Here is a 23,973-nt window from a genome sequence, read left to right as displayed (position 1 = left end):
CGTCAGTCATACGGAATCCTTACCTGAACAGTGTTCACCTGAACGCCGTTCACTATAGTGGGATTATGGCCTCCAGCGAAACCGTGCGCCGACACACACAGGATGATGTCGCACGTACGGCGTTGCGCCTGCTCGATGATGTGGGGCTCCCAGACCTGACAATGCGGCGTCTAGCGGCAGCGTTGGACGTGCAGCCGAGCGCGCTGTACCACCACTTCCCGAACAAGCAGGCGCTGCTGGCCGACCTCGCCGATCGCATCGTGTCGCCGCGCCCGGTGGCCACGACGTCGGGCGAATGGGATCGCGACGTGCGTTCCGCGGCTGCGGCGCTGCGTGATGGGCTCCTCGCCTATCGCGATGGTGCCGAGGTTGTTGCGAGCACGCTGTCGATGGGGCTGGGCGCGGATGCCGCGCTCCGTCGCCTCAGTGATTCGATCGCTTTGGGCGGCTTCGATGAGGCGACGACGCGACGTGCGGCGACGGCGCTGCTGCACTTCGTGCTCGGCCATGTCTCGCACGAGCAGCAGCGGCTGCAGTACGACAGCCTTGGTGTGGTCGTGGGGCGTGGTCCAGATGCCTCGGCCGACGCCTTCGCATTCGGGGTCGACCTGCTCGTCGAGGGTCTGCGGGCGCGGGTCGTCAGCTATCTCTAGATAGTAGTAGACAAACTGGCTCTATCATGGATCTATGAAGACGATCACCGTCGGGCAGTTGCGCCAGAATCCCACGGAGATGCTCGCCGATGTCGAATCGGGAGCGACTTATCGCATTACGCGACACGACCGTGAGGTTGGTCGCGTCGTGCCGCCGGGGTCCGGCGCGGTGCTCACGCCTCCGAAGAAGCCCGGACCAGCCCGGACGTCCCGGCTGGAACAGATGGACGTCGAGACCGCAGAGTCGCTTGATGCACTTATCGACGAGATGAAGAGCGACTGGTGACGGACCACTTCTATCTTGACTCTTCGGTGGCGATCCGGATCCTTTACGGACAGTCGGCGCTGGCCTCCGCCTGGTTCGAGAAGGCCACTGCTGATGCGGTGGTCTTCTCTTCGCGCCTCTTGCGCACGGAGTTGACCCGGGTACTGCGCCGTGACAACAAACCACTTCGCCGACGGGACGAGATCCTCGACTACATCAGTACCGTGTCGATCGACGACACGATCCTCGCTGAAGCTGAGGCGATCATTCCGCACGTCAAGACCCTGGACGCGATCCACTTGGCATCGGTGATCCGGAGCGGCCTCGATGCGACCATCGTGACGCACGATGCCACCATGCGCGCGGTCGCTTCGCAGATTGGCTATGCCACGCTCGATCCTGTAGACCCAATGTGACCGTCGGGTCTACGGGCGTTTCTGGCATCACCTCCGCGTACGGCGCGGACCTGCTCGCCTGCAGGCGCCCGGGCAAGCGTACGTCTCATTGTCGGACGACGGCCACGTCATCTGCCTGCAGCCAGATGTCGCCGCTGTTGGTCCAGACCCCGGCGTACACCTGAACAGTCTCGTTCGTTCCGCTGTCGAAGTCGACCGTGAAGCGGGTCCACGCGCCGACAGAGACGAAGTGCGCTTCGGAGATCACGGCGCCCGAGGTGGTCCGGGCGCCGAAGTAACCGTTGTCGCTGTTGGTCGAGGTGCGGATGAACCCGGTCAGCCGATACTTCCTGTGCGGTGCGACCGCGATGTTCTGGTAAATGTTGCGCCACCCGGTGTTGTAGCGCACGAACGCATTGTGGTCACCGCTGAAGGCACTCGCCGGTGCGTTGTCGATGCCGCAGTTGTCCGTGCACGACCACGCTCCGTCACCCATCGCGACGCCCCGCTCAAAGCTCGGGTCGGTCACCAGGTTCGGGTTGATGATCTTGCCGTTGCGGTCGAGCTGCATATGCATCAGGTAGACGTTGTATGGACTCCACGACGACATCGTGAAGTAGATGTCACCGTTGCGGTTCCACGGGTGTAAGAACCCGCCGTACAGCCCCGGATAGTCCGCCGCGTGCGCCACCGTCTGCGGCGACGACCACGGCCCCTGCGGGCTCTTCGCGGTGCGCAGCACGATGTCGGGACCCGACAGCGTCATCATCAGATATCGGTGGGTGTAGGCGTCGTACTGCACCGACAGCTCGCTGATCGGTGCCTCGACGATGGGCGTGGCATCCGCCTCGCTCTTGCTCCAGCGCCGGCCGTCCCAGTAACGGTATGCGCCCTTGTCGAGCAGTCGACGTTCGGGCACCCGTGCGAGGGATGCCGGACCGTTGCGCCCGTTCTGCGTGCCGAAGACATACACATATCCGTCGCGACGCGCGTACGCCTGCATCTGGAACGGATCCGTGCCATCGTCGTTGTTCTGCCAGGCGGTGTCGGACACCGTCCAGGTCTCGCCGTCGTCGTCGGAATAGGCAAGGCCGGCCTCGTTTGTGTCCCACTTGCCCGGGTCGCCCCACTGCTTCACTGACATGAAACCGAGATACTGGCGGCGGCCGACGGAAATGCCCGCGGTGGGGATCGTTGTGATCTCATCGCCGTTGATCTTCTTGGAAGGGATCAGCTGTTTGGCGACTCCCTCGGGTGACTGCGGCGAGCTTTGCAGAAGCATCCCGTCGGACAACTCGCGGTCACTGGACCGCGCCAGCACATTGCTGCGCCAGTTGCCGTTGGCCGGTGCACCGCCTCCTGGACCCGCCCAAGCGTTGCCGAACGTGTCGCCGAAGGCGGCGAGTACCTGCCCGTGGCCGTCATCCCAGAGGATGCCGAGATCCGTTGCTTTGATGTCCCACCGGCCAGCGGTGTTGTTTGGCGCGTCGGGACCGGTGAGCTTCTCGACGACGGTGGCGGGGGTGGAGTCAGCGGCCATCGTGGTTGCCGCGGTTGCGGCATCCCCCGCCCCGGTCCCCCTCGTCTGGATATGGGTGGTTCTATCGGGTTCCGGTGACTGTGCGGTGGCGAACCCGCCTAGCAACGTCCCCGTGATGGCGATGCCCGCGATCGCGGTGGCGGCGACCGTTCGTTTCAGAGGCGTCATCGTCTCTCTCCTTGTTTCCAGCCCGCCCCGATGGCGGGCACGCGGTTGCGTCAGGAGATGTTCGGGTTCATCAACCGACCGTTGCCCCGCACTCGCCTCTACGGTTCGCGAGGCGGGGTGGCGCCGATGTCGGGCACCGGGGTGGCCCCTAGGTGTACCTCCAGTTCGTCGGCGCTCGGCGTTTTGGGTCGCCTGGCCGTTGGTCGGTCGAGGTAGAACATCGCCGTCGAGGCGATGTCATCGCGCAGTGGCAGATAGCGCCATCCGCTGCGCCAGCCGAGCGCCTGGATGTCGACCCTGGGGAGCCCCGTCGCGAAGTGGATCGGGTCGGCGACATGCCAGCGGTACATGCCGAACCGCTGCTGCGAGACGTAGAGCCCGTCGGGGCGGATGACCTGCGGCATCCCGAGATACGGCGTCGAGAAGGCCGTGTATCCCTGCCCGGGTACATCAAAGTTCCAGGCGCCGCCGAAGTAGTCCTCCGTCCCGGTGCCGCAGATCGTGGGGTGGTCGGTGTCGTCGTCCATGTAGAACTTGATCTCGCCCTCACCCCACCAGCCGTTCGAGTTCACGCCCCAGGCGATGTAGGTGCCTACGTAGTGGCCCTGCCCCTCGATGCCCTCCAGGATCGTGTGTGGTACAAGCTCGTCAAGCGGGTTCGACCGATGCCATTGCGCGTGGAAGTACCCCTCGCCCGCATAGTCGCCGCCGGTCTCGTAGGTGACCTGATAGTAGACGCGCACGTCGACCGTGGAGGTGTTCTCGATCGTGAGGCGCGCGCCGGTGCGGAACGGCATCGGCCAGTACGAATTGAACCCGCCGTGCGGGTTGGCGGCGATCATCTGCGAGTTCACCTGCGCGAACACGCCCCAGCCGTTGCAGAAGAAATCTCCGTACGGCACCTCGACGGCGGGGTCGGATGCCCCATCCCAGTAGGCGCGCAAGATCAGAGTGCGCCAGTTGTCGGTGTGCGTGGTGATCCAGATGTGCGTGATCTTGCCGGCGCCGTCAATGTTCGCCAGATCGAACGTCTCACCGGCCTTGACGTCGACGCTCGGCGAGATCTTCCAGCCGGGGCCAAGATCGCGGGCGCAGGATGCCCCGGTGCCGTCGGTCGCTCGGGCGCCACCGCCGACCGAACCGTCGAAATTCTCGGGGGAGATGGACCGGGTCTGCACCGCGCAAAGGCTGCTGAGGGATGCCGGGAACGTCATAGGAGTGCACTTCCTTGTGGCCGAGCGCAACGAACCGCTCTTCTGTAATCGATTTCATCACTGTATTGTGGTCGCAATGCGCTGTCAACGCGCAGTGACAGCGACACGGGTGGGAGACATGGCCACGATCTACGAAGTGGCGAAAATGGCGGGGGTCTCGCCGGCGACCGTCTCGCGCGTGTTCAACGGGATCGGAGTCTCCGAGGCCAAGACTCAGGCAGTGCGCGATGCCGCTCGGCAATTGCGGTTCAGTCCGAATCGGACGGCACGGTCGCTGCGGCGGCAGGAGTCCGAGGTGATCGCTTTGGTCATCCCCGACATCGAGAACCCCTATTTCACCGAGCTCGCGCGCGGCGTCGAAGATGTCGCGCAGAAGGCCGGCTACTCCGTCGTGCTATGCAATTCCGACGCGCAGGTCGAGAAGGAGGCCCGGTACTTGCAGATTGCGATCGCCGAGCACATGGCCGGTGTCATCCTGGCGGCGGCGGCTGATCACACGAATCTTGACGACATTCTGGCGACGGGGCGACCAGTGGTCGCGGTCGACCGCGGTACCGGTTACGACATTGACGGCGTTGTGATGGCAAACCGTTCGGCGGGCAGGGCCGCCACGGAGAACCTGGTGGATGCGGGCTACCGCCGTATAGCGTTCATCGCAGGCCCCGAACTCATCGAAACGGCGCAGGAGCGCGCGCAAGGCTGGCGGGCCGTGATGGCTTCGCGCGTCCCGGACGCCCCGGTCGATGAGCTGCTGCGATACTCGAGTTTCCAGGTCGACGGCGGACGCGGCGCGATGGAGGAGCTTCTCGCACTCGCCGAGCCCCCCGATGCGGTGGTTGCCGGTAACAACCTCATCGGCGTGGGCGCGATCCAGGTGCTCACGGAGCACGGGCTGACTCCGCCGCGACTCGGCGTGGCGGTGATCGGCTCGCTCCCGTTCACGACGCTGTCGCCCAGCGCGGTGACTATTGTGCGGCTACCGGCGCGGCACATGGGGGTGACTGCGGCGACGCTTCTGCTTGAACGGATCGGCGGCGACGGCCAACCCTCCCGCACCGTGGTGCTGCGCAACGAGGTGCAGCCGGCCACGGCTGTGCGCTCGGCCTGACCGCGGTCGGGTGTCGCGTCCCTGCGCATCCGACGAGTTGACCCCCTGAAGCGCGACTTGTCCTGTGGTTGCGCGATGTCGCGTTTAGTCCAGCGCAACGCGTCGACAATTCGGGCAACGCGTGGACAACTCAGGGAAAGCGATTGTGGATGAAATCGATTTCGGGTAGCGTGAACCGCATTCCAATGGCGACCCGATCCAGGAGGATGCAATGCGCTGCACGCTCGGTGTCGACATCGGCACGTCCAGCAGCAAGGGCGTGCTCGTCGATGATTTCGGGGAGATCGTCGCCAGCTCTGTCGTCGCCCATGGCGTGCAGCGTCCGCATGCTGGCTGGGTCGAGATGGACGGTGAGACCTGGTGGACCGAGTTCGTCGCGCTCGTGCGAGACCTGGTGCACACGGTTGCCGATGACATCGATCTCATGGCCGTGGGTGTCAGTGGCATGGGTCCGTGTGTGCTGCTCGCCGACGAGCACGACGCCCCGGTCCGGCCCGCCATCCTCTACGGGGTCGATGCCCGCGCCGGATCACAGATCGAACGGATGACGGCCGACCTCGGCGACGACACGATCGTGCGGTTCGCCGGCTCGCACCTGAGCTCACAGGCCGCCGGCCCCAAGATCGCCTGGGTTGCCGACGAAGAGCCGCGGGCCTACACCCGTGCACGGCGTCTGTTCATGCCGGCGTCTTTTCTGGTGCGCAAGCTGTCCGGCGCCTACGTGCTCGACCACCAGTCGGCGAGCCAGACGACGCCGCTCTATGACATCGAACACAACGTATGGCACGAGGAGTGGTGGGATCGCTACGCCCGCGGCATCGAGCGCCCCGAGCTGCACTGGGCGGGCGAGGTCGCCGGCACCGTGACCGAGCAAGCGGCGCGGGTCACCGGCATCCCACCCAGCACGCCCGTCATTACCGGCACCATCGACGCATGGAGCGAGGCCGTGAGCGTGGGTGCACACGGGGTCGGCGACCTGATGCTCATGTATGGCACGACGATGTTCCTCATCGCCACCGGCGAGACCGCTCTGCGTACGCCGTCGATGTGGACCACCGTCGGCGCCTACCCCGGCACCCGCAATCTCGCCGGGGGCCTTGCCACCAGCGGCGCGATCACGGCGTGGCTGAAAGAGATCACCGGTGCCGACTACCCGGAGCTGCTCGCGGAGGCCGAGGCATCCGGCCCGGGATCGCGAGGCCTGGTGATGCTGCCGTACTTTGCCGGCGAGCGCACACCGATTCTCGACCCCGATGCGCGGGGCGTCCTCGCTGGACTCACTCTCGACCACACCCGCGGCGACCTCTACCGAGCAGCTCTCGAGGCCACCGCGCTCGGGGTGCGGCACAATGTCGAGACGATGCGGGCCGCCGGTGCCGACATCCGGCGCATCGTCGCCGTCGGCGGCGGCACGCAGGGCGCACTGTGGCTGCAGGTAGTGTCGGATGCCACGGGTCTGACCCAGCAGGTTCCGCAGACGACGATCGGCGCGAGCTACGGGGCGGCCTTTCTCGCGGCCCAGGCCGTCGGCACACCGGACATCACCGAGTGGAACCCGATTGCGCAGACCATCGAACCCGATCCCGTCGCCGCGGTCGTCTACGAAGAGCTCTTCGATCGGTACCTGCGCCTGTATGCCGGGACGAAGGACGTCACCCACGAACTGGCCGGCGTGCAGAAGGCGGGTCTCTCGTGATGCGCCGGACCTGCGGCATCCCGCACACCGCCACCCGTGCCGCGTTTCCGCTCGGCGGCATCGGCACCGGCAACGTGTCGCTCGGAGCGCGCGGCGAGCTGCGCGACTGGGAACTCGAGAACCTCCCCGACAAGGGTCGGCGCAACCCGAACTCGTTCTTCGCGATCCACGCGAGACCGGCGGGCCAGGCCCCCGTCACGCGCGTGCTCGAGGCGCGACTGAACGGGCCGTATGACTGGGATGCCGGGGCTCCGTTCGACGCGCTCGCCGGGCTTCCGCGCCTGGACGCGGCCACCATGCACGGCGAGTACCCCGTGGTCGACATCGACTTCGCTGACGATACGCTGCCTGTCGAGGTGTCGCTGCGCGCATTCACTCCGCTCGTTCCCCTCGACCCGGACGCATCTGGCATCCCGGCGGCGGTGCTGAGGTACACCGTCACCAACCCCGGACCCGCGCCGGTCGACGTCACTGTCGCAGGGTCGATCAGCCACACCGCCGGTCGCGGCGAGGGTCCCTTCGGCTTCCGCGGCACCCAGCGCGTGCGCTGGCGCGACGATGGCGATGTGCGCGGGCTCGACTTCGACATCGATCTGCCTGAGGACGACTTCGGCTACGGCACCCTGGCATTGACGACGCGGGACGACTCGACCACGGCGAAGCCGCAATGGGTCACGGGATTCTGGCCCGACGGGGCGCGGCTGTTCTGGAATGACCTGGCCGCAGACGGCCATCTTGACGCCGAGCCGCGGCTGACCCTGGAGGACCACCCGCGAGGACTGTTCGCCGAGGGCGACACCGGCCGGCCGATGACCGAAGAAGAGGTCTTCCAGACGCTGCCGCGCATCCGCACCGGGTCGCTCGGCATCGTGCACGAGATCACCTCCGGCTCCAGCCGCGACTTCGAGTTCGTGCTCAGCTGGTCGTTCCCGAACCGGCATCGCGGCTGGCTCGGCCACATCATCACGAAGGATCCGCACGCCGATGAGGTCGTGCGCAATCACTACGCGAGTCTGTGGCCCGACGCCTGGGCCGCGGCATGCCATCTCCACGAGAACCTGCCGGCCCTCGAGCAGGCGACCGACGCGTTCGTCGAGGCGCTGTACGGCGGTTCGCTCGACCCGGTGATCGCCCAGGCCGCGGGTGCGAACATCGCCGCCGTGCGATCGACGACCTGCTTCGTCGTCGACACGCCGAATCCCGCCCTCGGTGACGGCCCGGTCTTCGCGGCCTGGGAGGGCTCGTTCGACCACGGCGGTTCTTGCGAGGGCACGTGTACGCACGTGTGGTCGTATGCACAGACGGTCGCGTGGCTGTTCCCCGGACTCGAGCGCAGCGCGCGCCGAAACGAGTTCCTGCTGGAGACCGATGATGCCGGCGCGCAGAAGTTCCGCTCGAACCGCGTGTTCGACTCGCCGGGCTGGTTCATGGGCCCCGCCGTCGACGGCCAGCTCGGTACCGTCATCCGCCTTCACCGGGAATGGCGTTTCAGCGGCGACGACGACTTCCTGCGCGAGCTGTGGCCGGCCGCCGATCGTGCGCTCGCCTACGTCGTTTGTGAGTGGGACCGTGACGGCGATGGGCTCGTCGACGGTGAGCTGCACAACACCTACGACATCGAGTTCCACGGCGTCGAGCCGCTCGCGAACGGGATGCTCGTGGCGGCGCTGCGCGCCGGGGCCCGGATGGCGCGCCATCTCGGTGACGGCGAGCGGGCAGACGAGCTCACCGCGCAGGCACGCCGCGCGGCTGCGCGCATGGACGAGCTGCTGTGGAACGGGCAGTGGTATCGACAGGTCATCGACGATGTCGACGCGCACCGCTATCAGTACGGCGAGGGCGTGCTCTCCGACCAGCTGCTCGGGCAGTTCCACGCGCGGCTGAACGGGCTCAGCGATATCGTGCCCGCCGAGCGGGTCGACAGCGCTCTGGGCGCGATCGTCGAGCACAACTTCCGTGACGAGCTGACGGGGCATGAAAGCACGCAGCGCGTCTACGCGCTGAACGATGAAGGCGGACTGCTGCTGGCCTCTTGGCCGACCGGCGGGCGCCCGGCGATCCCCTTCGTCTACTCCGACGAAGTGTGGACAGGAATCGAGCACCAGGTCGCGGCATCCCTCGCCTATGCCGGCCGCGTCGATGATGCCCTGCGCATCGAGCGCGCACGGGCGGCGCGCTACGACGGGGTCGTGCGCAACCCGTGGAACGAGATCGAGTGCGGCAACCACTATGCCCGTTCGCTGTCGTCGTGGGGCGTGCTGCTCGCGTTCACGGGGCAGCAGTGGGATGCGGCATCCCGCACTCTCTCGTTCGATCCCGCGGCCCCCGGATCGATGCACGCGCTGTTCACGACCGGCACCGCGTGGGGCCGCGTCTCGATCGAGGGGGACAGTGTGACCCTGCAGGCCGACGGCGGGACGCTCGATGTCGACCGCCTCATCGTGCGCGGGGCTGCGGCATCCACCCCTGTTCATCTTGCGGCCGGCGAGCACATCTCGCTGACCGCCACCGACCCCGACCTCAAGGAGGCACCATGACCGACTACACCTTCCCGACGCCTACGGCCCGGCCCGCGGCCGAGCCGCAGACGGTCTACCTGATCACGTCAGGCGACCTGCGCGAATCGGCCAACGTCGCCGGGTGGCCGGTGCAGGAGGCGACTGAAGCCGCCGTCACGGCCGCCTTCGAGCAGCTCGGCTGGAGTGTGGTGCGCGCGTTCGGCGTCGACGCGGAGCGCGGGCACGGGTACATCCGCAGCCAGCGCATGGGCATGGAGGTGTTCAAGAACATCCCCGACGACGCGCCGCTGGTGGTCGCCATCGCGAACTGGCAGTATTCGCACCACGTGCTCGCGGGACTGCGCACGCACCGCGGCCCGATCCTGACCACCGCGAACTTCGCACCCGACTGGCCGGGGCTCGTGGGTCTGCTCGGCCTGAACGCGGGCCTGACCAAGATGGGCAAGGACTACTCGACGATCTGGTCGGTCGACTTCACCGACGACTGGTTCCGCGCGGGCCTGAAGGAGTGGGTCGAGACCGGCCACATCACGCACGACGCGTCGCACGTCCACGAGCTGCCCGCACTGCCCGACTCGGCCGAAGTTCAGCTGGGGCGCGCCCTTGCCGCGCAGCTGGTCGCCGACAAGGCCATCATCGGCGTGTTCGACGAGGGCTGCATGGGCATGTACAACGCGATCTTCGACGACGAGCTGCTGAATGCGACCGGCATCTACAAGGAACGGCTGTCGCAGTCGGCGCTGTACGCCGAGATGCTCGAGGTGGGCGACGCGGAGGCCGACGCCGCATACGACTGGCTGATCGAGCGCGGCATGACGTTCAAGTACGGGCAGGATGCCGCGACCGAGCTCACGCGCGATCAGGTGCAGTGGCAGCTGAAGATGTACATCGCCGCGCTGCGCATCGCCGACGATTTCGGCCTGGATGCCGTGGGTATCCAGTATCAGCAGGGGTTGAAGGACCTCGTCCCGGCGTCGGACCTGGCCGAGGGCATCCTGAACTCCACCGACCGTCCGCCGGTGTTCTCGCGCGACGGGTCTCGGGAGCTGCACGCGGGACGCGCGTTCCCGCACTTCAACGAGGCAGACGAGGGCGTCGCGGTCGACGCCCTGGTGACCAATCGGGTGTGGACGGCAATGGGTCTGAACCCCGACACCACTCTGCACGATGTGCGCTGGGGCGAAGAGTTCGACGGCGAGTTCGTGTGGGTCTACGAGATCTCCGGCTCGGTGCCCGCCTCGCACCTGGGCGGCTGGGACAAGGCGGAGGGCTGGCGTCAGGGGCACGTGTTCTTCCCCGCCGGCGGTGCGACGATCAACGGGGTGTCAAAGCCCGGTGAGGTCGTGCTCTCGCGCATCTACATCGCCGAAGGCGGGCTGCACGCCGACCTGTTCCGAGCCTCGGTCGTCGAGCTTCCCGACGAGGAGAATCAGCGTCGCAAGGACGCCACGAACCCCGAGTGGCCGATCGCCAACGTCGTGCTGCACGGCCAGAGCCGTGACCAGTTCATGGCGCGCCATAAGGCCAACCATGCGCAGCTCGTCTACGCACCGGATGCCGTCACCGCCGACAAGGCGCTGGTGGCCAAGACGGCGATGCTCGACGGGATGGGCATCCGGGTGCACCTCGTCGGCGACGTGAACCTGTAGAAGGCGGGCCGCGGCGGGCCGCGGTGTGCAGCCGGGGGGAAGAAGTGAGAGCGGGATGCTGCAGCAGGCGATGATCGACGAGACCGGCTGGCTGCGGCCTGTTCCCGGCAGCGGCCCGCGTGAGCCCCGCTGGGGGCACGCCGACGGGATGCAAATCGGTCTGCACCCGCTCGGCGGGCCGCGCGGGCTCATCCGCATCTTCACGCCGTATCTCGACCATCCGCGGGACCGCCTGGTGAACTTCATCGCGGTCGAGCCCGTCCCGGCGGGCCAGACCGAACGCGGATACTCCGAGCTCGAGCAGTCGCACCTCGACGACGTCCCCGGGTTGCGGTTCTGGTCGGCCGACGACCCGTCCAACCCGCGGCCACGTGACGGCGACGACCCCGCACGCGGTGTGGTCGACGGAGACACCCTGACTGTCAGCATCCTCAGCGAGCCCTTCGCCAACGGCGCAGACGTGTGGGTGACGGCGACGTTCACCCGCGACCGGCCGCATGAGGTGCAGGTAGCCGCGTTCGCACGCGAACGATCGGTGCCGCTTGAGACCTGTGTCCTGACTGCCACGATGGGCAACTGGGCGCGGCTGCGTGAACTGGAGCTGGCCGGCCGCACCGCACGTGCGAGCGAGCTGTGGCCAGACTATCGCGGCATCGCCTTCGCTCCGCATGCCTCATTCGGCGTCGACGAGCTGGTGCGCGAGGGTGACGAGATCGTCGTGCGGGCCCGGCCCGACGAGGAAGACCCGGTGGGGGCCGCCTACGCCGAGGGCACGGCGGAGCATTGGCACTACGTCGGGCGGCGCGGCGCGCAGGAGTGGCGGGCGGCCGATGCCGACCCGGCGCTGCGCGCGCAGGTCAACGGGCGCCACACCTACTGGATGAGCGAGCACCCGCTGCCGGGCGGCATCGCGTTCGAGAACGTCGAACTCGTCGAGCCGTTCCGGCAGGGACGTGCCTTCACGTTCCGCGTCGAGCCGCTCTGAGCGGCTCAATCAGATCGGTTCGCAGGATGTATTCGTGATCCCGGGCGTGTCGCGCGGCGTGTCGGCATGGTTATCGCAGATCGTCCTGCGGGCCGAACGCGGCAGGGTGCCCGCCCGCGCCAGACCGACCGGTCGTCAGATCCCGAGCACGGCCTTGGCGATGAGGAAGTAGATGACCAGACCCGTGGCATCCACGAACGTCGTGATGAACGGGTTCGAGAACACGGCCGGGTCGACGTGGATGGCCCGGGCCACCAGCGGCATGATGCCGCCGATGGTCGCCGCCACCGTGCACACGGCGGCCAGGGTGAGCCCGATGACGAGCCCGATCGGAAAGGCATAGATGGCTCCGGCGATGACGAAGCCGAGGCATCCCAGCGCCAACCCGAGCAGGAAGCCGACGCGCAGCTCGCGCCCGAGCACGCGCAGGATGTCGCGCGGCCGCACTTCGTCGAGCGCGAGCGCGCGGGTCACCGTGGTGGCGGCCTGGTTGCCGGTGTTTCCGCCGGTGCCGATCAGCAGCGGCACGAACAGGGCGAGCGCGGTCAGCTGCGCGAGCGTCGCCTCGAAGATCTCCAGCACCTGCACGGTCAGGGTCGCCCCGACCGCGAGCACGAGCAGCCAGACGACCCGTGAGCGTACGAGCCGTGTGATCGGGGTGCTCAGGTACGGACGTCCCAGCGGCTCGACGCCACCTTGCCGGGCGGCATCCTCACTCTCTTCGCGCTTGAGGATGCGCGCGGCATCGTCGAGGGTGAGGATGCCGACCAGTCGGCGTTCGCTGTCGACGACGGGAAGTGCGAGCAGGCTCATGTCGGCGCACAGCCGGGCGGCCTGCTCGGCGTCGCTGGTCGCGGTCGCCGTGTGCGGCTCGCTCATGATCTCGCGCACCCGCGCGTCGTCGGGCGCCGACATGAGGTCGCGCAGGCTCACGACGCCCACGACCTCGCGGCCGTGGTCGGTGACCGGCAGCGTGTAGACGGTCTCGGCGGTGCCCAGGGCGGCGCGGATGCGCGCCATCGTCTGCGCCACGGTCAGATCGGGGTGGGTGGTGACGTAGTCCGGGTTCATCCGGCGCCCGATGGCGTTCTGCGGGTAGCCGAGCACGTCGGCCGTGAGCTGCCGCTCGCGCTCGGGCAGCCCGAGCAGCAGGGCGCGGGCGACGGCGGCGGGCAGCTCGTCGAGCAGCCACACCCGGTCGTCGGGGTCGAGGTCGGCGAACATCGCGGCGACCTCGACTTCGCGCAGTTGGCGCACGAGGTCGGCCTGCACGGCGGGGGCGAGCGCCTCGAACACCGCGAGCGCACGGTCTTTGGCCAGCAGGCGGAACAGCACCGCGCCGTCGCGCGGACTCATCCGTTCGATCGCGGTGACGACGTCGTGCGGGTCAAGCCCGGTGAGGGCATCGGATGCCGCCACCAGATCGCCCTGCTCGATGTGCAGTGCGAGGTCGTCGATACGGTCGGTGAGTTCCTGGATGGTCATGGCGAGGCCTCCTCGTGCGGCCGCAGCGCAGTGCAAGAGCACGCGCGCGGCGCGGGTGGGATGAGAGGGGATGCCGGACACGGCACTCCCCAGACCTCGAACGGATCAGGAGTTCAGGGTGGAGGCGGTGTCCGGCAGTGGATGACGACTGTCACTACTCATGGGTGCACCACCTCGCTTTCCTGGTCGCGGCTGTGTCGTGAATCGACGACGCCAAAGAGCAAGCCTAGCCGCTCTGCGCGTGCGGTCGTGACCGCGGTCAGGCAGGGACCGCCGCGGCCGCCGCCCGCGCCGCCGCCGGCAGCGCCTCAAGCACGCGCGAGACGGCGTCGTCGTCGTGCGCGGCGCTGACGAACCAGGCCTCGTATGCGCTCGGCGGCAGCGAGACGCCGGCATCGAGCATCGCGTGGAAGAACGGCCCGTACCGGAAGGCTTCCTGCTTCTGCACGCCGGCATAGTCGGTCGCAAGGGTCGGACGGAACTGGATGCTGAAGAGATTGCCGGCGCGCGAGAGCACATGGTCCACGCCCGCTGCCGTCAGGGCCTCGTCGGCGGCGGTGGAAATGACGCCCGCGACCTCATCGACCCGTGCGTACACCGCCGCGTCGGCCGCGCGCAGCGTGGCAAGGCCCGCGGCGACCGCGACGGGGTTCCCCGACAGCGTGCCGGCCTGATAGACCGGTCCGAGCGGGGCGAGGTGCACCATGATCTCGCGGCGCGCGCCGAGGGCGGCCAGCGGCATCCCGCCTCCGATGACCTTGCCGAAGGTGACGATGTCGGCGGCGACGGGCTCGAGTCCCAGCCAGCCGGCCGCGGATTCGCGGAATCCGGTGAGCACCTCGTCGACGATGAGCAGCGCGCCGGCGGCGTGCGCGGTCGATGCGAGGAATGCATTGAACCCGGCGGCAGGCGCGACGACCCCCATGTTGGCGGCGGCTGCCTCGACGATGATCGCGGCGATCCGGTCACCGTACGACGCGAAAGCGGCCTCGACGGCGTCGCGGTCGTTGTAAGGCAGCACGAGCGTCTGCGCCGCGATTTCGGCGGGCACACCGGCCGATGCGGGCAGGGCGAGGGTGGCCAGTCCGCTGCCGGCATCGGCCAGCAGCCCGTCGGAGTGTCCGTGGTAGTGTCCGGCGAACTTCACGACGAGCGAGCGACCGGTCACGCCGCGCGCCAGCCGAATGGCGGTCATGGTCGCCTCGGTGCCGGTCGAGACGAGCCGGATCTGCTCCACGACCGGGGTTCCGCCAACGGCGACCGGGGCCAACCGGTCGATGACCGCCTCGGCGAGCTCGGTCTCGGACGGCGTCGAGGCGCCGAACGACAGGCCACTGTCGACAGCGGCGTGCACGGCATCGAGCACCGCGGGATGCGCGTGCCCCAGCAGCAACGGCCCCCACGAGCACACCAGGTCGACGTACTGCCGGCCTTCGACGTCGACGACGTACGGGCCGTGCCCCGACACCAGGAACCGGGGCGCGCCGCCCACCGAACGGAAGGCGCGCACGGGGGAGTTCACCCCTCCGGGGATGACCGCGGATGCCTCGGTGAAGGCGGTCTCGTTGCTCATGCCGTCTCTTTCCGCGGCGCTGAGCGCCGCATGTCACAGAAATCGCGGGTGCGACGCGGGCCGGTCGGCATCTTCTGTGACACACCCCGGGGCGCGTCACAGAAAGTGCGGGATGCGGCATCCCGAACCCGCATCGTGTGGGACGCGGTCACGCGGCGGCCTCCGCGGCCGCCAGCTCCAGGGCCCAATACGTCAGCACGGCGCCGGCGCCCGCGCGCAGAATGCCGGTCACGCTCTCGCGGATGGCCCGGTCGCGGTCGATCCACCCGTTGGCGGCAGCGGCCTCGATCATCGCGTGCTCGCCCGAGACCTGGTACGCCCACACCGGCACCTGCGCGGTCGCGGCGACATCGGCGAGCACGTCGAGGTAGCTCATCGCCGGTTTGACCATCAGCACGTCGGCGCCCTCGGCCTCATCGAGCGCGGCTTCGCGCAGCCCCTCGATGCGGTTGGCGGGGTCCTGCTGATACGTGCGGCGATCGCCCTGCAGCTGCGAATCGACCGCCTCGCGGAACGGGCCGTAGAACGCCGACGCGTACTTGGCCGCATACGCGAGCACCGCTGTGTCGGCGAAGCCGTTCTCGTCGAGCGCTTCGCGCACGGCGGCGACCTGGCCGTCCATCATGCCCGACAGGCCCAGCAGCTGGGATCCTGCCTGCGCCTGCGCCACGGCCATGTCGCGGTAGCGCTCGAGCGTCGCGTCGTTGTCGACGGCGCCGCGTGCGTCGAGCACGCCGCAGTGCCCGTGGTCGGTGAATTCGTCCAGGCACAGGTCGGTCTGCACGACCAGGGCGTCACCTGCTTCGGCGGCGGCGACTGCGGTGGCACGGTTGAGGATGCCGGAGGCCTCGGTGGCGCCCGATCCGATGGCGTCACGCGTGGCCGGGATGCCGAACAGCATGATTCCGCCCAGACCCGCGGCCGCGGCATCCCGCACTGCACCCTTCAGGGAGTCGAGCGTGTGCTGCACGACGCCGGGCATCGAGCTGATCGGAGCTGGCTCGGTGATGTCTTCGCGCACGAACACCGGCAGGATGAGCTGCGCGGGGTGGATGCGGGTCTCGGCGACCAGGCGTCGCATCGCGGGGGTGGTGCGCAGGCGGCGGGGTCGGATGACCGGATGCTGGGTGCTCATCGGTTCGCTTCCTCCTGCGGGTCTCGCCCCGCGATCGAGATGTCAGTCGAGGTCGTCGGCGCCGGCGTCGCGCAGCGCGGCCACCACCTCGCGGGCGGCTTCGTCGGGGTCTCCGGTGGTGACGGATGCCTCGACCTGGCGGTGCCCGTCGAGGCTGTAGACGGCGGCGTGCAGGGTCAGCCGGCCGCCATCGATGCGGGCGGTGGCGCCGACCGGGGCGGAGCATCCGGCCTCAAGTCCCGCCAGCACACCGCGCTCGGCGGCTGCGCACTCGGCGCTGCCCGGGTCGGCGATCTGTGCCAGAGCGGCCGCCAGCGGGGTGCCCGAGGCGTCGGCCTCGCGCACCTCGATCGCCAGGGCGCCTTGCGCAGGGGCCGACGGCCATACCTCGAGCGGCATCGGCTCGGCGTTCACCTCGGTGCGGCCCAGCCGGTTCAGCCCCGCGGCCGACAGCACCACGGCGTCGAGCCGGTCGTCGCCGTCGCTGTGCAGGCGGGCCAGGCGCGAGTCGACGTTGCCGCGGATGTCGATGACCGTCAGGTCGGGGCGCACCGCACGCACCTGGGCGACGCGACGCGGAGATCCGGTGCCGATGCGCGCTCCGGCGGGCAGGTCTTCGAGCGGTGTGCCGTCGCGGGTCACGACGACGTCGCGGGCGTCTTCGCGGGGCGGCACAGCCGCCACGACCAGGCCCGGCGAGGGCGCCGTGGGCAGATCCTTGAACGAGTGCACGACGACGTCGCACTCTCCCTCGCGCAGGGCGTCGCGCAGGGCGGTGGCGAACACGCCGGTGCCGCCCAGGCTCGACAGCGATGCGCGCGAGGTGTCGCCGTGCGTGGTGATGCGCACGATCTCGACGTCCACACCTCCGAGCGCCGCCGCCAGGGCGTCGGCCACCTGCTGCGTCTGCGCGGTCGCGAGAGCGCTGCCGCGTGTGCCGACCCGTAGGGTCATCGCGCCACCGCGACCGGCTCTTCGGCAGACACCGGGGCGTGATCGGGCCACGGGCCGAGCGCGGTCAGGTGCGGGCGCTGGGCGTCAGGCACGTCGTTCAGCCGCTCCTCGATGAGGTCGACCAGCCCCGATACGAACGCCGGGTGCACGCCCGGGGTCGACACGCGCGCGAAGCCGATGCCGAGCTCGGCGGCGGTCTCGGCCGCCTCGGTGTCGAGGTCCCAGAGGACCTCCATGTGGTCGCTGACGAAGCCGATCGGCACGACGATGACGTGCTGGGTGCCCTCGGCAGCCAGCCGCCTTATCTCGTCGTTGATGTCGGGCTCGAGCCACGGCGTGCGCGGGTCACCGCTGCGCGATTGGTACGCGAGCGAGTACGGCAGCCCGGGGGCAGCCTCGGCGGCGATGACGTCGGCCACGGCGAGGTGCTGGGCGACATACGCGCCGCCGGGGCCGTGCTCGGGACCGGATGCTGCCGCCGCTGCCGTCGGGATGGAATGGGTGACGAACAGCACGTGGGTCTGAGCTGCGGCATCCTGCACCGCCGTCTTCACGCCCTCGATGAACGGCGCGACAAAGCCGGGGTGGTCGAAGAACTCGCGCAGCCGGTCGATCGTAACCGCCGGGAACTCGGCGACGACGTCCTCGAAGTTCTCGCGGTACTGGCCCACGCCCGAGTACGAGGTGTACGCGCTGGTGACGACAGCGAGCAGCCGGTCGTGGCCGGCCTCGTGCGCGTCGCGCACCGCGTCGGCGAAGTACGGGTTCCAGTTGCGGTTGCCCCAGTACACCGGCAGGGCGATGCCCCGCGCGGAAAGCTCGGCCTTCAGCGCCGCCTGGAGCGCGCGGTTCTGCGCGTTGATGGGGCTGACACCGCCGTTGTGGCGGTAGTGCACGGCGACTTCTTCGAGTCGTTCGTCGGGGATGCCGCGGCCGCGGGTGACGTTGCGCAGGAACGGGATGACGTCGTCCTGGCCCTCGGGTCCGCCGAAACTGGCGAGAAGAATGCCGTCGAAGTCGGTCACGACAGCACCTCGGCGACCTCGGCAGCGGTGATGACGTGGCCGGTGAAGAACGGCGTCTCTTCGATGACGTGGCGGCGCGCGTCGACGTAGCGCAGGTCGCGCATCATGTCGACGAGGTCGGTGAGCTCGTCGCTTTCGATCGGCACGACCCACTCATAGTCGCCGAGGGCGAAGGCCGCGACGGTGTTGGTGAGCACGCCGGTGTAGCCGGCGCCGGCGCGGCCGTGCTCGGCGAGCATGCGGCTGCGTTCGTTCTCGCGCAGCAGATACCAGTCCTTGCTGCGCACGAACGGGTAGACCGCCAGCCACGGCTTGGGCTCGAGACCGCGCACGAAGGCGGGCACGTGCGACCGGTTGAACTCGGCGGCACGGTGCACGGCGACGAACGTCTGGCGCGGGGTGAGTGCGGCGATCGCCGGCACGCGGCGCAGCGTGCGCAGCGCCGCCTGCAGTGCGCGCGGGCTGTCGCCGTGCAGCCAGAACAGCAGGTCGGCGTCGGCGCGGAAGCCCGAGACGTCGTACGTGCCACGCACCGTGACCCCGGATGCTTCGACCTGGGCGATCGCGGCCTCGAGGTCGCGGCCTGCCGAACTCAGCGCGTCGGCGGGGACGGCGGCGCCGGTCGGGCGCGCGAACGCTGCCCAGAGGGTGTAGACGGCGGGGGCTTCGGAGGATTCGGATTCGGGGGACACAGCACGATCGGGCACGGCATCCATCATCCGTCCGTCGGATGGGAAACCCCAAAAAACCTTCAGGTCATCTGCAAGATCTGGGGGCGGTGTGCGAGCCGGAGGCGGGTTGAAACGGCCGGGCGGCGCGGTGCGGTGCGGCTCGCAGGACGTTTTTGGGATCCCGGGCGTGTCGCCCGGCGTGTCGGCGGGTTGTGGCGCGTTCATCCTGCGAGACGAACGATGCGGGCCGGCTGCGGTCGCCGCGCGAGCCGAAGGCGGGTCGAAACGGCCGGGGCGGAGTGGCGGGGGCGGCACTGTGCGGCTCGCAGGACGTTTTTGGGATCCCGGGCGTGTCGCCCGGCGTGTCGCCGGGTTATGGGCCGTTCATCCTGCGAGACGAACGGTGCGGGCCGGCTCAGCGGGAGGCGAGGCGGGATGCCGCGGCCCGCGCATCGGGCACGACCGAGGCCAGGCCCGTGCCGGCCACCCAGGCGCCGGTCACCTCGAGCCCGGGCACGGCGGCGACGGCGTCGCGCACCGCGGCCACGCGCCCGGCCTGGCCGCGGGTGGCGAGCGAGACGGCGTTGGTCCAGGTCGATCGGGCGAACCCGACGACCTGCGGGGTCTCGAGCGGCGTGCCCAGCAGGGTTGCGGCATCCTGCACCGCCAGCGCGTGCAGCGCGGCGTCGTCGACGTCGGCCGCCCGGCTGCGGTGACCGGCCTGCCCGTACGAAAGCCGCACGACGTGGCGCCCACGACCTGCCTGTTCGGCGACCCAGTCCCACTTGATGCTCGCGTGGGTCAGCGCCTTCGCCTCAACGAGCTCGTGCGCGTCGTCGGCGACGAGCAGCCCGGTGCCGCGGGGTGCGGCATCCAGCTCCGGCGCGTCGAGCACGAGCGTTGCCAGGTCGACCCGGGTGGGTACCGGCCAATCCGCGGCGGGGATCGCCCCGCTCAGCAGCCGCACCGCGGCCGACTGCGCCGTGGCGACGATGACGGCGTCAGCGCGCAGCGTCTCAGCCCACACGCCCGCCGCGCTCTGCACAGGGCCCGGCCCGCCGCCCGCCGCGCTGTGCACAGGGCCCGGCCCGCCGCCCGCCGCGCTCTGCACAGCGCCCGGCCCGCCGCCCGGATGCCGAGACAAGGGATTCTTCCCGAGACCGAGTGCGTCGCCCTGGGTTTGGACGGGATTCCCCTGTTTCAGCGAGGGGGAGGCGGGGGATGCCGCGGTGCCGGCGCGCGCGGCGACCGCGACGTCGACGAGCCAGGTGCCGCCCTCGCGACGGATGCCGCGGACCGGGGCATCGACGAGCACGCGCCCGCCGCGCGCGGCGACGTCGTCGGCCAGGGCCGACATCAGAGTCCACATGCCGCCGCGCAAGCCGCCGGCCGCAGCCCCCGGCTTGGCGACCGCACCGCCGCGCAGTTCGCGCACGGCCCGGGCGAGCGACCCGGTTCGATCGAGCGCGGCGCGCAGCCCCGGCGCGATGGCGTCGACCGCGAGCTCGTCGGCCGGCGTCGAGTAGACGCCGTTGGTGACCGGCGACACGAGCCGGTCGAGCACAGCCTGCCCCATCCGTGCGCGCACGAGCTCGCCCAGGGTGTCGGGCACCCCGCGCAGCGGCTCGTCGAGATCGCGTGCGGCGCGGTTCGCGGCATCCTGTCCGATCGCCGCGACCACCTCGGGCGAGTGTGGATCGGTCGGGATTCCCAGCATCCCGCCCTTCGGTGCCGGCACGGTGCGGTCGGGCAGGTGCAGCCACGATCCGGCGATGTGTGGCCAGACGATGCGATCGGAAAGCCCCAGCTCGCCGATCAGAGCCGCGACGGCGCCGCCGCGGGTCGCGAAGCTCTCGGCACCCGCGTCGAGGGTGAGGCCGGCGACGGCGTGCGCAGCGACGCTGCCGCCGAAGGTCGGCTTCGCTTCGAGCACGGTGACGTCGGCGCCGGATGCCGCAGCCTCGCGTGCGGCGACGAGCCCGGCCGCCCCGCCGCCGATGACGACGACGTGGGTCACTCCGCACCGACCTCGTGGACGAGTTCCACAAGCCGCGTGAGCACGGCTGGGTCGGTGTCGGGCGGAACGCCGTGGCCGAGGTTCACGACGTGCGCGGGGGCGCGGCGCCCGCGCCGAATGACATCACGCGTGTGCTCGGCGAGCACGTCCCAGGGCGCGGCCAGCAGGGCGGGATCGATGTTGCCTTGCAGCGGCACCGAGTCGCCGAGGCGCCGGGACGCCTCATCGAGCGGCAGGCGGTAGTCGATGCCGACGACGTCGGCTCCGACATCCTTCATCTCGGTTAGGAACTCACCCGTGCCCAGCCCGAAGTGCACGAGCGGCGCACCGAGCTCGTGCGCATGGGCCAGCGCGCGGGCCGAGGCAGGGGCGACATGGCGCGCGTAGTCGGCACGGCTCAGCGATCCGGCCCACGAGTCGAACAGCTGGCCCGCGCCGGCACCGGCCAGCAGCTGCGCACGCAGGAACGCGCCGGTGATGTCGGCGCACCAGCTCAGCAGCCGCGCCCAGGCGTCGGGGTCGGTGTGCATGAGGCGCCGGGCAGCGAGGTGGTCGCGGCTGGGCCGCCCCTCGGCGAGGTAGGCGGCCAGCGTGAACGGCGCCCCGGCGAAGCCGATGAGCGGCGTCGCGCCCAGCTCAGCCACGGTGCGGCGCACACCCTCGCGGATCGGGTCCAGTGCGGCGTCGGAGGCGTCGAGCGTGCCGGCCTCGATGAGAGCGTCGACATCGGCGGCTGTGCGCACGGCGCGGTCGAAGACCGGGCCGGTGCCTGCCTGGATCTCGACGCCGACGCCGGCCAGCCGCAGCGGGATGACGATGTCGCTGAAGAAGATCGCGGCATCCACCCCGTGGCGTCGCACCGGCTGCAGCGTGATCTCGCTGGCCAGGGCGGGGTCGAGGCAGGTGTCGAGCATGCCGAGCCCCGTGCGCAGTTCGCGATACTCGGGCAGCGAGCGGCCGGCCTGGCGCATGAACCACACCGGCAGGGTCGCGCCGCGCACGCCGCGGTACGCCTGCACGAGAAGGGAGCTGGATGTCGCGCCCGACGTCAGCGGATGGTCGGCGGGCAGCACGGCGGGGCGGGGGTCGGCACTCACGCGGCCGATTCTCGCAGACCTGGATGTGAGCGGCGCTCGGTGCAGGCCGTGCGAAACGGCGGAATTGCCGTGGGCATCGGGTCGCCACGCGGGGGTGTGCGGTGCCCGGCGTGAGGTGTGCGGCGTGGTGTGTGCGGTGTGGGGTGTGCAACAACTCAGTCTGTGAATCGGGGCCGGGCACGGCCATGCGCGCAATCGCGCGGTTCTCGACGCTCTGCGTGACATCGCAGACTGAGTTAGTGCTCGGGTGCCGGTCTTGACACGTGCATCGATGCCCGTCCGAGGCCACCGGGCTGGTACCGCGCGGGCTGGTGCAGCGAGGCCCGGCTGGGCACAGCGGGGCCGGGCTGGTGACGCCGCGAGCCCCGGCTGGGCACAGCGGGGCCGGGCTGGTGACGCCGCGAGGCTGGGCGGGGCGCAGCGGGTCCGGCCCGGTGACGCCGCGAGGCATGCCTGGGTGGGGCGCTCATCCGAGCGGGGTATCCTTCAATCCCGTGCTCCTCTGCTTCTCGTCCAGCCATCGCACCGCAGCCCTCGACACCGTCGAGCGGCTGGAGCGCCGTGCCGACGAGGTGATAGCGCGACTTGCCGAGCCGGCCGACGGCGTCAGTGGGAGCGTTGTGCTCTCCACGTGCAACCGGTTCGAGGTCTATCTCGACCTGCAGGACGCCGCAGCCGGCGAGGGCGCGCAGGATGCGGCATCCGATCACCTCGTCGACGCCGTCGCCACCGCGACCGGGCTCGCCTCGCACGACCTGCGCGAATCCGGCATTCTGCTGCACGGCGAAGCCGTCGCCGAGCACGTGTTCTCGGTGGCCAGCGGACTGGAATCCATCGTCGTCGGCGAAGGCGAGATCGCCGGTCAGGTGCGCCGCTCTCTGGAAGGGGCACGGGAGCGCGGCACCGTCACGCGCGAACTCGAGCGCGTCTTCCAACTCGCCTCGCGCACCTCACGCGGCGTGAAGAACAACACCGAGCTCTCGCGCGCTGGCCGCTCGGTCGTGCGCCTCGCGCTTGACATGGCCGAGACGCGCATCACCGATTGGGCGCAGACCCGGGTGCTGCTGGTGGGTACGGGCCGCTATGCGGGGGCGAGCCTGGCCGCCCTGCGCGATCGCGGCGTCACCGATGTCAGGGTGTATTCGCGCACGGGCCGCGCCGCCGGCTTCGTGGCGAACCACGACATCGCGGCGGTCCCGCTCGATGGGCTCGAGCAGGCCATCGCCGACAGCGACATCCTCGTCGCGTGCAGTGTCGCGCCGACCGTGATCGTGGATGCCGCAATGGTCGAGGCCGCGCGAAATCTGCCCGGAGCCCTGGAGCGGCGTCTTGTCATCGACCTCGGCCTGCCGCGCAACGTCGATCCGGCGGTGGCCACGCTGCCCGACACCGAATTGCTCGACCTTGAGACGCTGCGCGCGCATGCGCCGCTTCCCGAGCTGGGGGCGACCGACGAAGCGCGCGCCCTCGTCGAGGGGGCGGTCGCCGAGTATCGGCGCGCGAGTGCCGAAGACGCCGTCACCCCCGCGCTGGTCGCCCTGCGCTCGCATGTGTTCGATGTGCTCGACGGCGAGATCGCGTGGGCGCGCAAGCGCGGCGACACCACGCCCGAGACCGAGGCCGCGCTGCGGCACTTGGCGGGGGTCCTGCTGCACGGCCCCTCGGTGCGGGCACGCGAGTTGGCCGCCGATGGTCGCGCCGGCGAATTCGCCGACGCCGTCACTGCACTGTTCGGCGTCGAGCCCGCGGCCGGTCGCCTGGTGGCCACCGTGCGCGCCGACGACGAGCACGACGAAGCGGCCAGCTGAACCCGACTGCCCCGGC

The 23,973-nt window shown here is 69.8% G+C and carries 19 protein-coding genes; 9 read left to right on the top strand and 10 right to left on the bottom strand.

Annotated features, from left to right (window positions below):
* The first annotated feature begins 65 nt into the window (after positions 1–65).
* From ET475_RS05005 to ET475_RS04995, 3 genes are read left to right on the top strand one after another with little or no spacing between them, the layout of a single operon-like run.
* Positions 66–653 carry a TetR family transcriptional regulator gene (locus tag ET475_RS05005; protein WP_129386674.1) on the top strand — a complete coding sequence of 196 codons (588 nt, stop codon included), beginning with the start codon at positions 66–68 and terminating at the stop codon, positions 651–653.
* Positions 654–687: 34 nt separating this feature from the next.
* Positions 688–939, top strand: a complete 252-nt coding sequence (locus ET475_RS05000) for a type II toxin-antitoxin system Phd/YefM family antitoxin (RefSeq protein ID WP_129386671.1) — start codon at positions 688–690, stop codon at positions 937–939.
* On the top strand, positions 936–1,334 hold the full coding sequence (locus tag ET475_RS04995; RefSeq protein ID WP_242497771.1) for a PIN domain-containing protein: 399 nt from the start codon (positions 936–938) through the stop codon (positions 1,332–1,334). The genes ET475_RS05000 and ET475_RS04995 overlap by 4 nt, the downstream gene beginning before the upstream one ends.
* Positions 1,335–1,419: 85 nt before the next feature.
* Here the strand turns inward: ET475_RS04995 and ET475_RS04990 are convergent, their stop codons facing one another.
* The gene (locus ET475_RS04990) at positions 1,420–3,021 is read right to left on the bottom strand and encodes a DUF4185 domain-containing protein (protein WP_129386664.1); all 1,602 of its coding nucleotides are present in this window, start codon (positions 3,019–3,021) and stop codon (positions 1,420–1,422) included.
* 98 nt (positions 3,022–3,119) lie between these two features.
* On the bottom strand, positions 3,120–4,199 hold the full coding sequence (locus ET475_RS04985; protein ID WP_242497770.1) for a glycoside hydrolase family 172 protein: 1,080 nt from the start codon (positions 4,197–4,199) through the stop codon (positions 3,120–3,122).
* A gap of 52 nt (positions 4,200–4,251) precedes the next feature.
* Between ET475_RS04985 and ET475_RS04980 the strand changes: the two genes are divergently transcribed.
* The 5 genes from ET475_RS04980 to ET475_RS04960 all read left to right on the top strand — a co-directional run bounded on the left by ET475_RS04980 (position 4,252) and on the right by ET475_RS04960 (position 12,192).
* Positions 4,252–5,343 (top strand): LacI family DNA-binding transcriptional regulator, encoded by a 1,092-nt coding sequence (locus tag ET475_RS04980; protein WP_242497769.1) that lies wholly within the window; start codon positions 4,252–4,254, stop codon positions 5,341–5,343.
* A gap of 211 nt (positions 5,344–5,554) precedes the next feature.
* Positions 5,555–7,039, top strand: coding sequence for an FGGY-family carbohydrate kinase (locus ET475_RS04975; protein WP_129386658.1), 1,485 nt, complete (start codon positions 5,555–5,557; stop codon positions 7,037–7,039).
* Positions 7,039–9,576, top strand: a complete 2,538-nt coding sequence (locus ET475_RS04970) for a GH116 family glycosyl-hydrolase (RefSeq protein ID WP_129393677.1) — start codon at positions 7,039–7,041, stop codon at positions 9,574–9,576. The genes ET475_RS04975 and ET475_RS04970 overlap by 1 nt, the downstream gene beginning before the upstream one ends.
* Entirely contained in the window at positions 9,573–11,207 is a 1,635-nt protein-coding gene (locus ET475_RS04965; RefSeq protein WP_129386655.1) for a fucose isomerase, read from the top strand. Before ET475_RS04970 ends, ET475_RS04965 begins: the two co-directional genes overlap by 4 nt.
* A 55-nt stretch (positions 11,208–11,262) precedes the next feature.
* Positions 11,263–12,192, top strand: a complete 930-nt coding sequence (locus ET475_RS04960; protein WP_129386652.1) for a hypothetical protein — start codon at positions 11,263–11,265, stop codon at positions 12,190–12,192.
* 135 nt (positions 12,193–12,327) lie between these two features.
* On the opposite strand, the gene mgtE is transcribed toward ET475_RS04960, so the two are convergent.
* From mgtE to hemE, 8 genes are all read right to left on the bottom strand, one after another.
* Positions 12,328–13,677, bottom strand: a complete 1,350-nt coding sequence (gene mgtE / locus ET475_RS04955; protein WP_129386649.1) for a magnesium transporter — start codon at positions 13,675–13,677, stop codon at positions 12,328–12,330.
* Positions 13,678–13,936: 259 nt separating this feature from the next.
* Positions 13,937–15,250, bottom strand: coding sequence for a glutamate-1-semialdehyde 2,1-aminomutase (hemL, locus tag ET475_RS04950; RefSeq protein ID WP_129386646.1), 1,314 nt, complete (start codon positions 15,248–15,250; stop codon positions 13,937–13,939).
* 148 nt (positions 15,251–15,398) lie between these two features.
* The gene (gene hemB, locus ET475_RS04945) at positions 15,399–16,385 is read right to left on the bottom strand and encodes a porphobilinogen synthase (protein ID WP_129386642.1); all 987 of its coding nucleotides are present in this window, start codon (positions 16,383–16,385) and stop codon (positions 15,399–15,401) included.
* 42 nt (positions 16,386–16,427) lie between these two features.
* Positions 16,428–17,339 (bottom strand): hydroxymethylbilane synthase, encoded by a 912-nt coding sequence (gene hemC, locus ET475_RS04940; RefSeq protein ID WP_129386639.1) that lies wholly within the window; start codon positions 17,337–17,339, stop codon positions 16,428–16,430.
* Positions 17,336–18,364 carry a ferrochelatase gene (locus ET475_RS04935; protein ID WP_207205412.1) on the bottom strand — a complete coding sequence of 343 codons (1,029 nt, stop codon included), beginning with the start codon at positions 18,362–18,364 and terminating at the stop codon, positions 17,336–17,338. Before ET475_RS04935 ends, hemC begins: the two co-directional genes overlap by 4 nt.
* Positions 18,361–19,080 (bottom strand): hydrogen peroxide-dependent heme synthase, encoded by a 720-nt coding sequence (gene hemQ / locus ET475_RS04930; protein ID WP_207205411.1) that lies wholly within the window; start codon positions 19,078–19,080, stop codon positions 18,361–18,363. Before hemQ ends, ET475_RS04935 begins: the two co-directional genes overlap by 4 nt.
* A gap of 370 nt (positions 19,081–19,450) precedes the next feature.
* Positions 19,451–21,052 (bottom strand): protoporphyrinogen/coproporphyrinogen oxidase, encoded by a 1,602-nt coding sequence (locus ET475_RS04925; RefSeq protein WP_129386630.1) that lies wholly within the window; start codon positions 21,050–21,052, stop codon positions 19,451–19,453.
* Positions 21,049–22,149: a uroporphyrinogen decarboxylase gene (hemE, locus tag ET475_RS04920; protein WP_242497768.1), complete on the bottom strand. Its 1,101-nt coding sequence runs from the start codon at positions 22,147–22,149 to the stop codon at positions 21,049–21,051. Before hemE ends, ET475_RS04925 begins: the two co-directional genes overlap by 4 nt.
* A gap of 494 nt (positions 22,150–22,643) precedes the next feature.
* Here hemE and ET475_RS04915 point away from each other — a divergent pair, with 494 nt between their 5' ends.
* The gene (locus ET475_RS04915; RefSeq protein ID WP_129386623.1) at positions 22,644–23,957 is read left to right on the top strand and encodes a glutamyl-tRNA reductase; all 1,314 of its coding nucleotides are present in this window, start codon (positions 22,644–22,646) and stop codon (positions 23,955–23,957) included.
* The last annotated feature ends 16 nt before the right edge of the window (positions 23,958–23,973 follow it).

The organism is Microbacterium protaetiae (assembly GCF_004135285.1).
In the GTDB taxonomy this organism is placed as follows: domain Bacteria; phylum Actinomycetota; class Actinomycetes; order Actinomycetales; family Microbacteriaceae; genus Microbacterium; species Microbacterium protaetiae.
The sequence above is the reverse complement of the archived record's forward strand: the minus strand, read 5'-3'. Positions and strand labels throughout refer to the sequence as shown.

What these genes read in the sequence shown, in the direction of transcription:
- ET475_RS04975 (WP_129386658.1), top strand. Translation starts at nt 5,555, where the DNA reads ATGCGCTGCACGCTCGGTGTCGACATCGGCACGTCCAGCAGCAAGGGC.
- hemQ (WP_207205411.1), bottom strand. Translation starts at nt 19,080, where the DNA reads ATGGATGCCGTGCCCGATCGTGCTGTGTCCCCCGAATCCGAATCCTCC.
- ET475_RS04965 (WP_129386655.1), top strand. Translation starts at nt 9,573, where the DNA reads ATGACCGACTACACCTTCCCGACGCCTACGGCCCGGCCCGCGGCCGAG.
- ET475_RS05005 (WP_129386674.1), top strand. Translation starts at nt 66, where the DNA reads ATGGCCTCCAGCGAAACCGTGCGCCGACACACACAGGATGATGTCGCA.
- mgtE (WP_129386649.1), bottom strand. Translation starts at nt 13,677, where the DNA reads ATGACCATCCAGGAACTCACCGACCGTATCGACGACCTCGCACTGCAC.
- ET475_RS04970 (WP_129393677.1), top strand. Translation starts at nt 7,039, where the DNA reads ATGCGCCGGACCTGCGGCATCCCGCACACCGCCACCCGTGCCGCGTTT.
- hemB (WP_129386642.1), bottom strand. Translation starts at nt 16,385, where the DNA reads ATGAGCACCCAGCATCCGGTCATCCGACCCCGCCGCCTGCGCACCACC.
- ET475_RS05000 (WP_129386671.1), top strand. Translation starts at nt 688, where the DNA reads ATGAAGACGATCACCGTCGGGCAGTTGCGCCAGAATCCCACGGAGATG.
- ET475_RS04960 (WP_129386652.1), top strand. Translation starts at nt 11,263, where the DNA reads ATGCTGCAGCAGGCGATGATCGACGAGACCGGCTGGCTGCGGCCTGTT.
- hemC (WP_129386639.1), bottom strand. Translation starts at nt 17,339, where the DNA reads ATGACCCTACGGGTCGGCACACGCGGCAGCGCTCTCGCGACCGCGCAG.
- ET475_RS04990 (WP_129386664.1), bottom strand. Translation starts at nt 3,021, where the DNA reads ATGACGCCTCTGAAACGAACGGTCGCCGCCACCGCGATCGCGGGCATC.
- hemL (WP_129386646.1), bottom strand. Translation starts at nt 15,250, where the DNA reads ATGAGCAACGAGACCGCCTTCACCGAGGCATCCGCGGTCATCCCCGGA.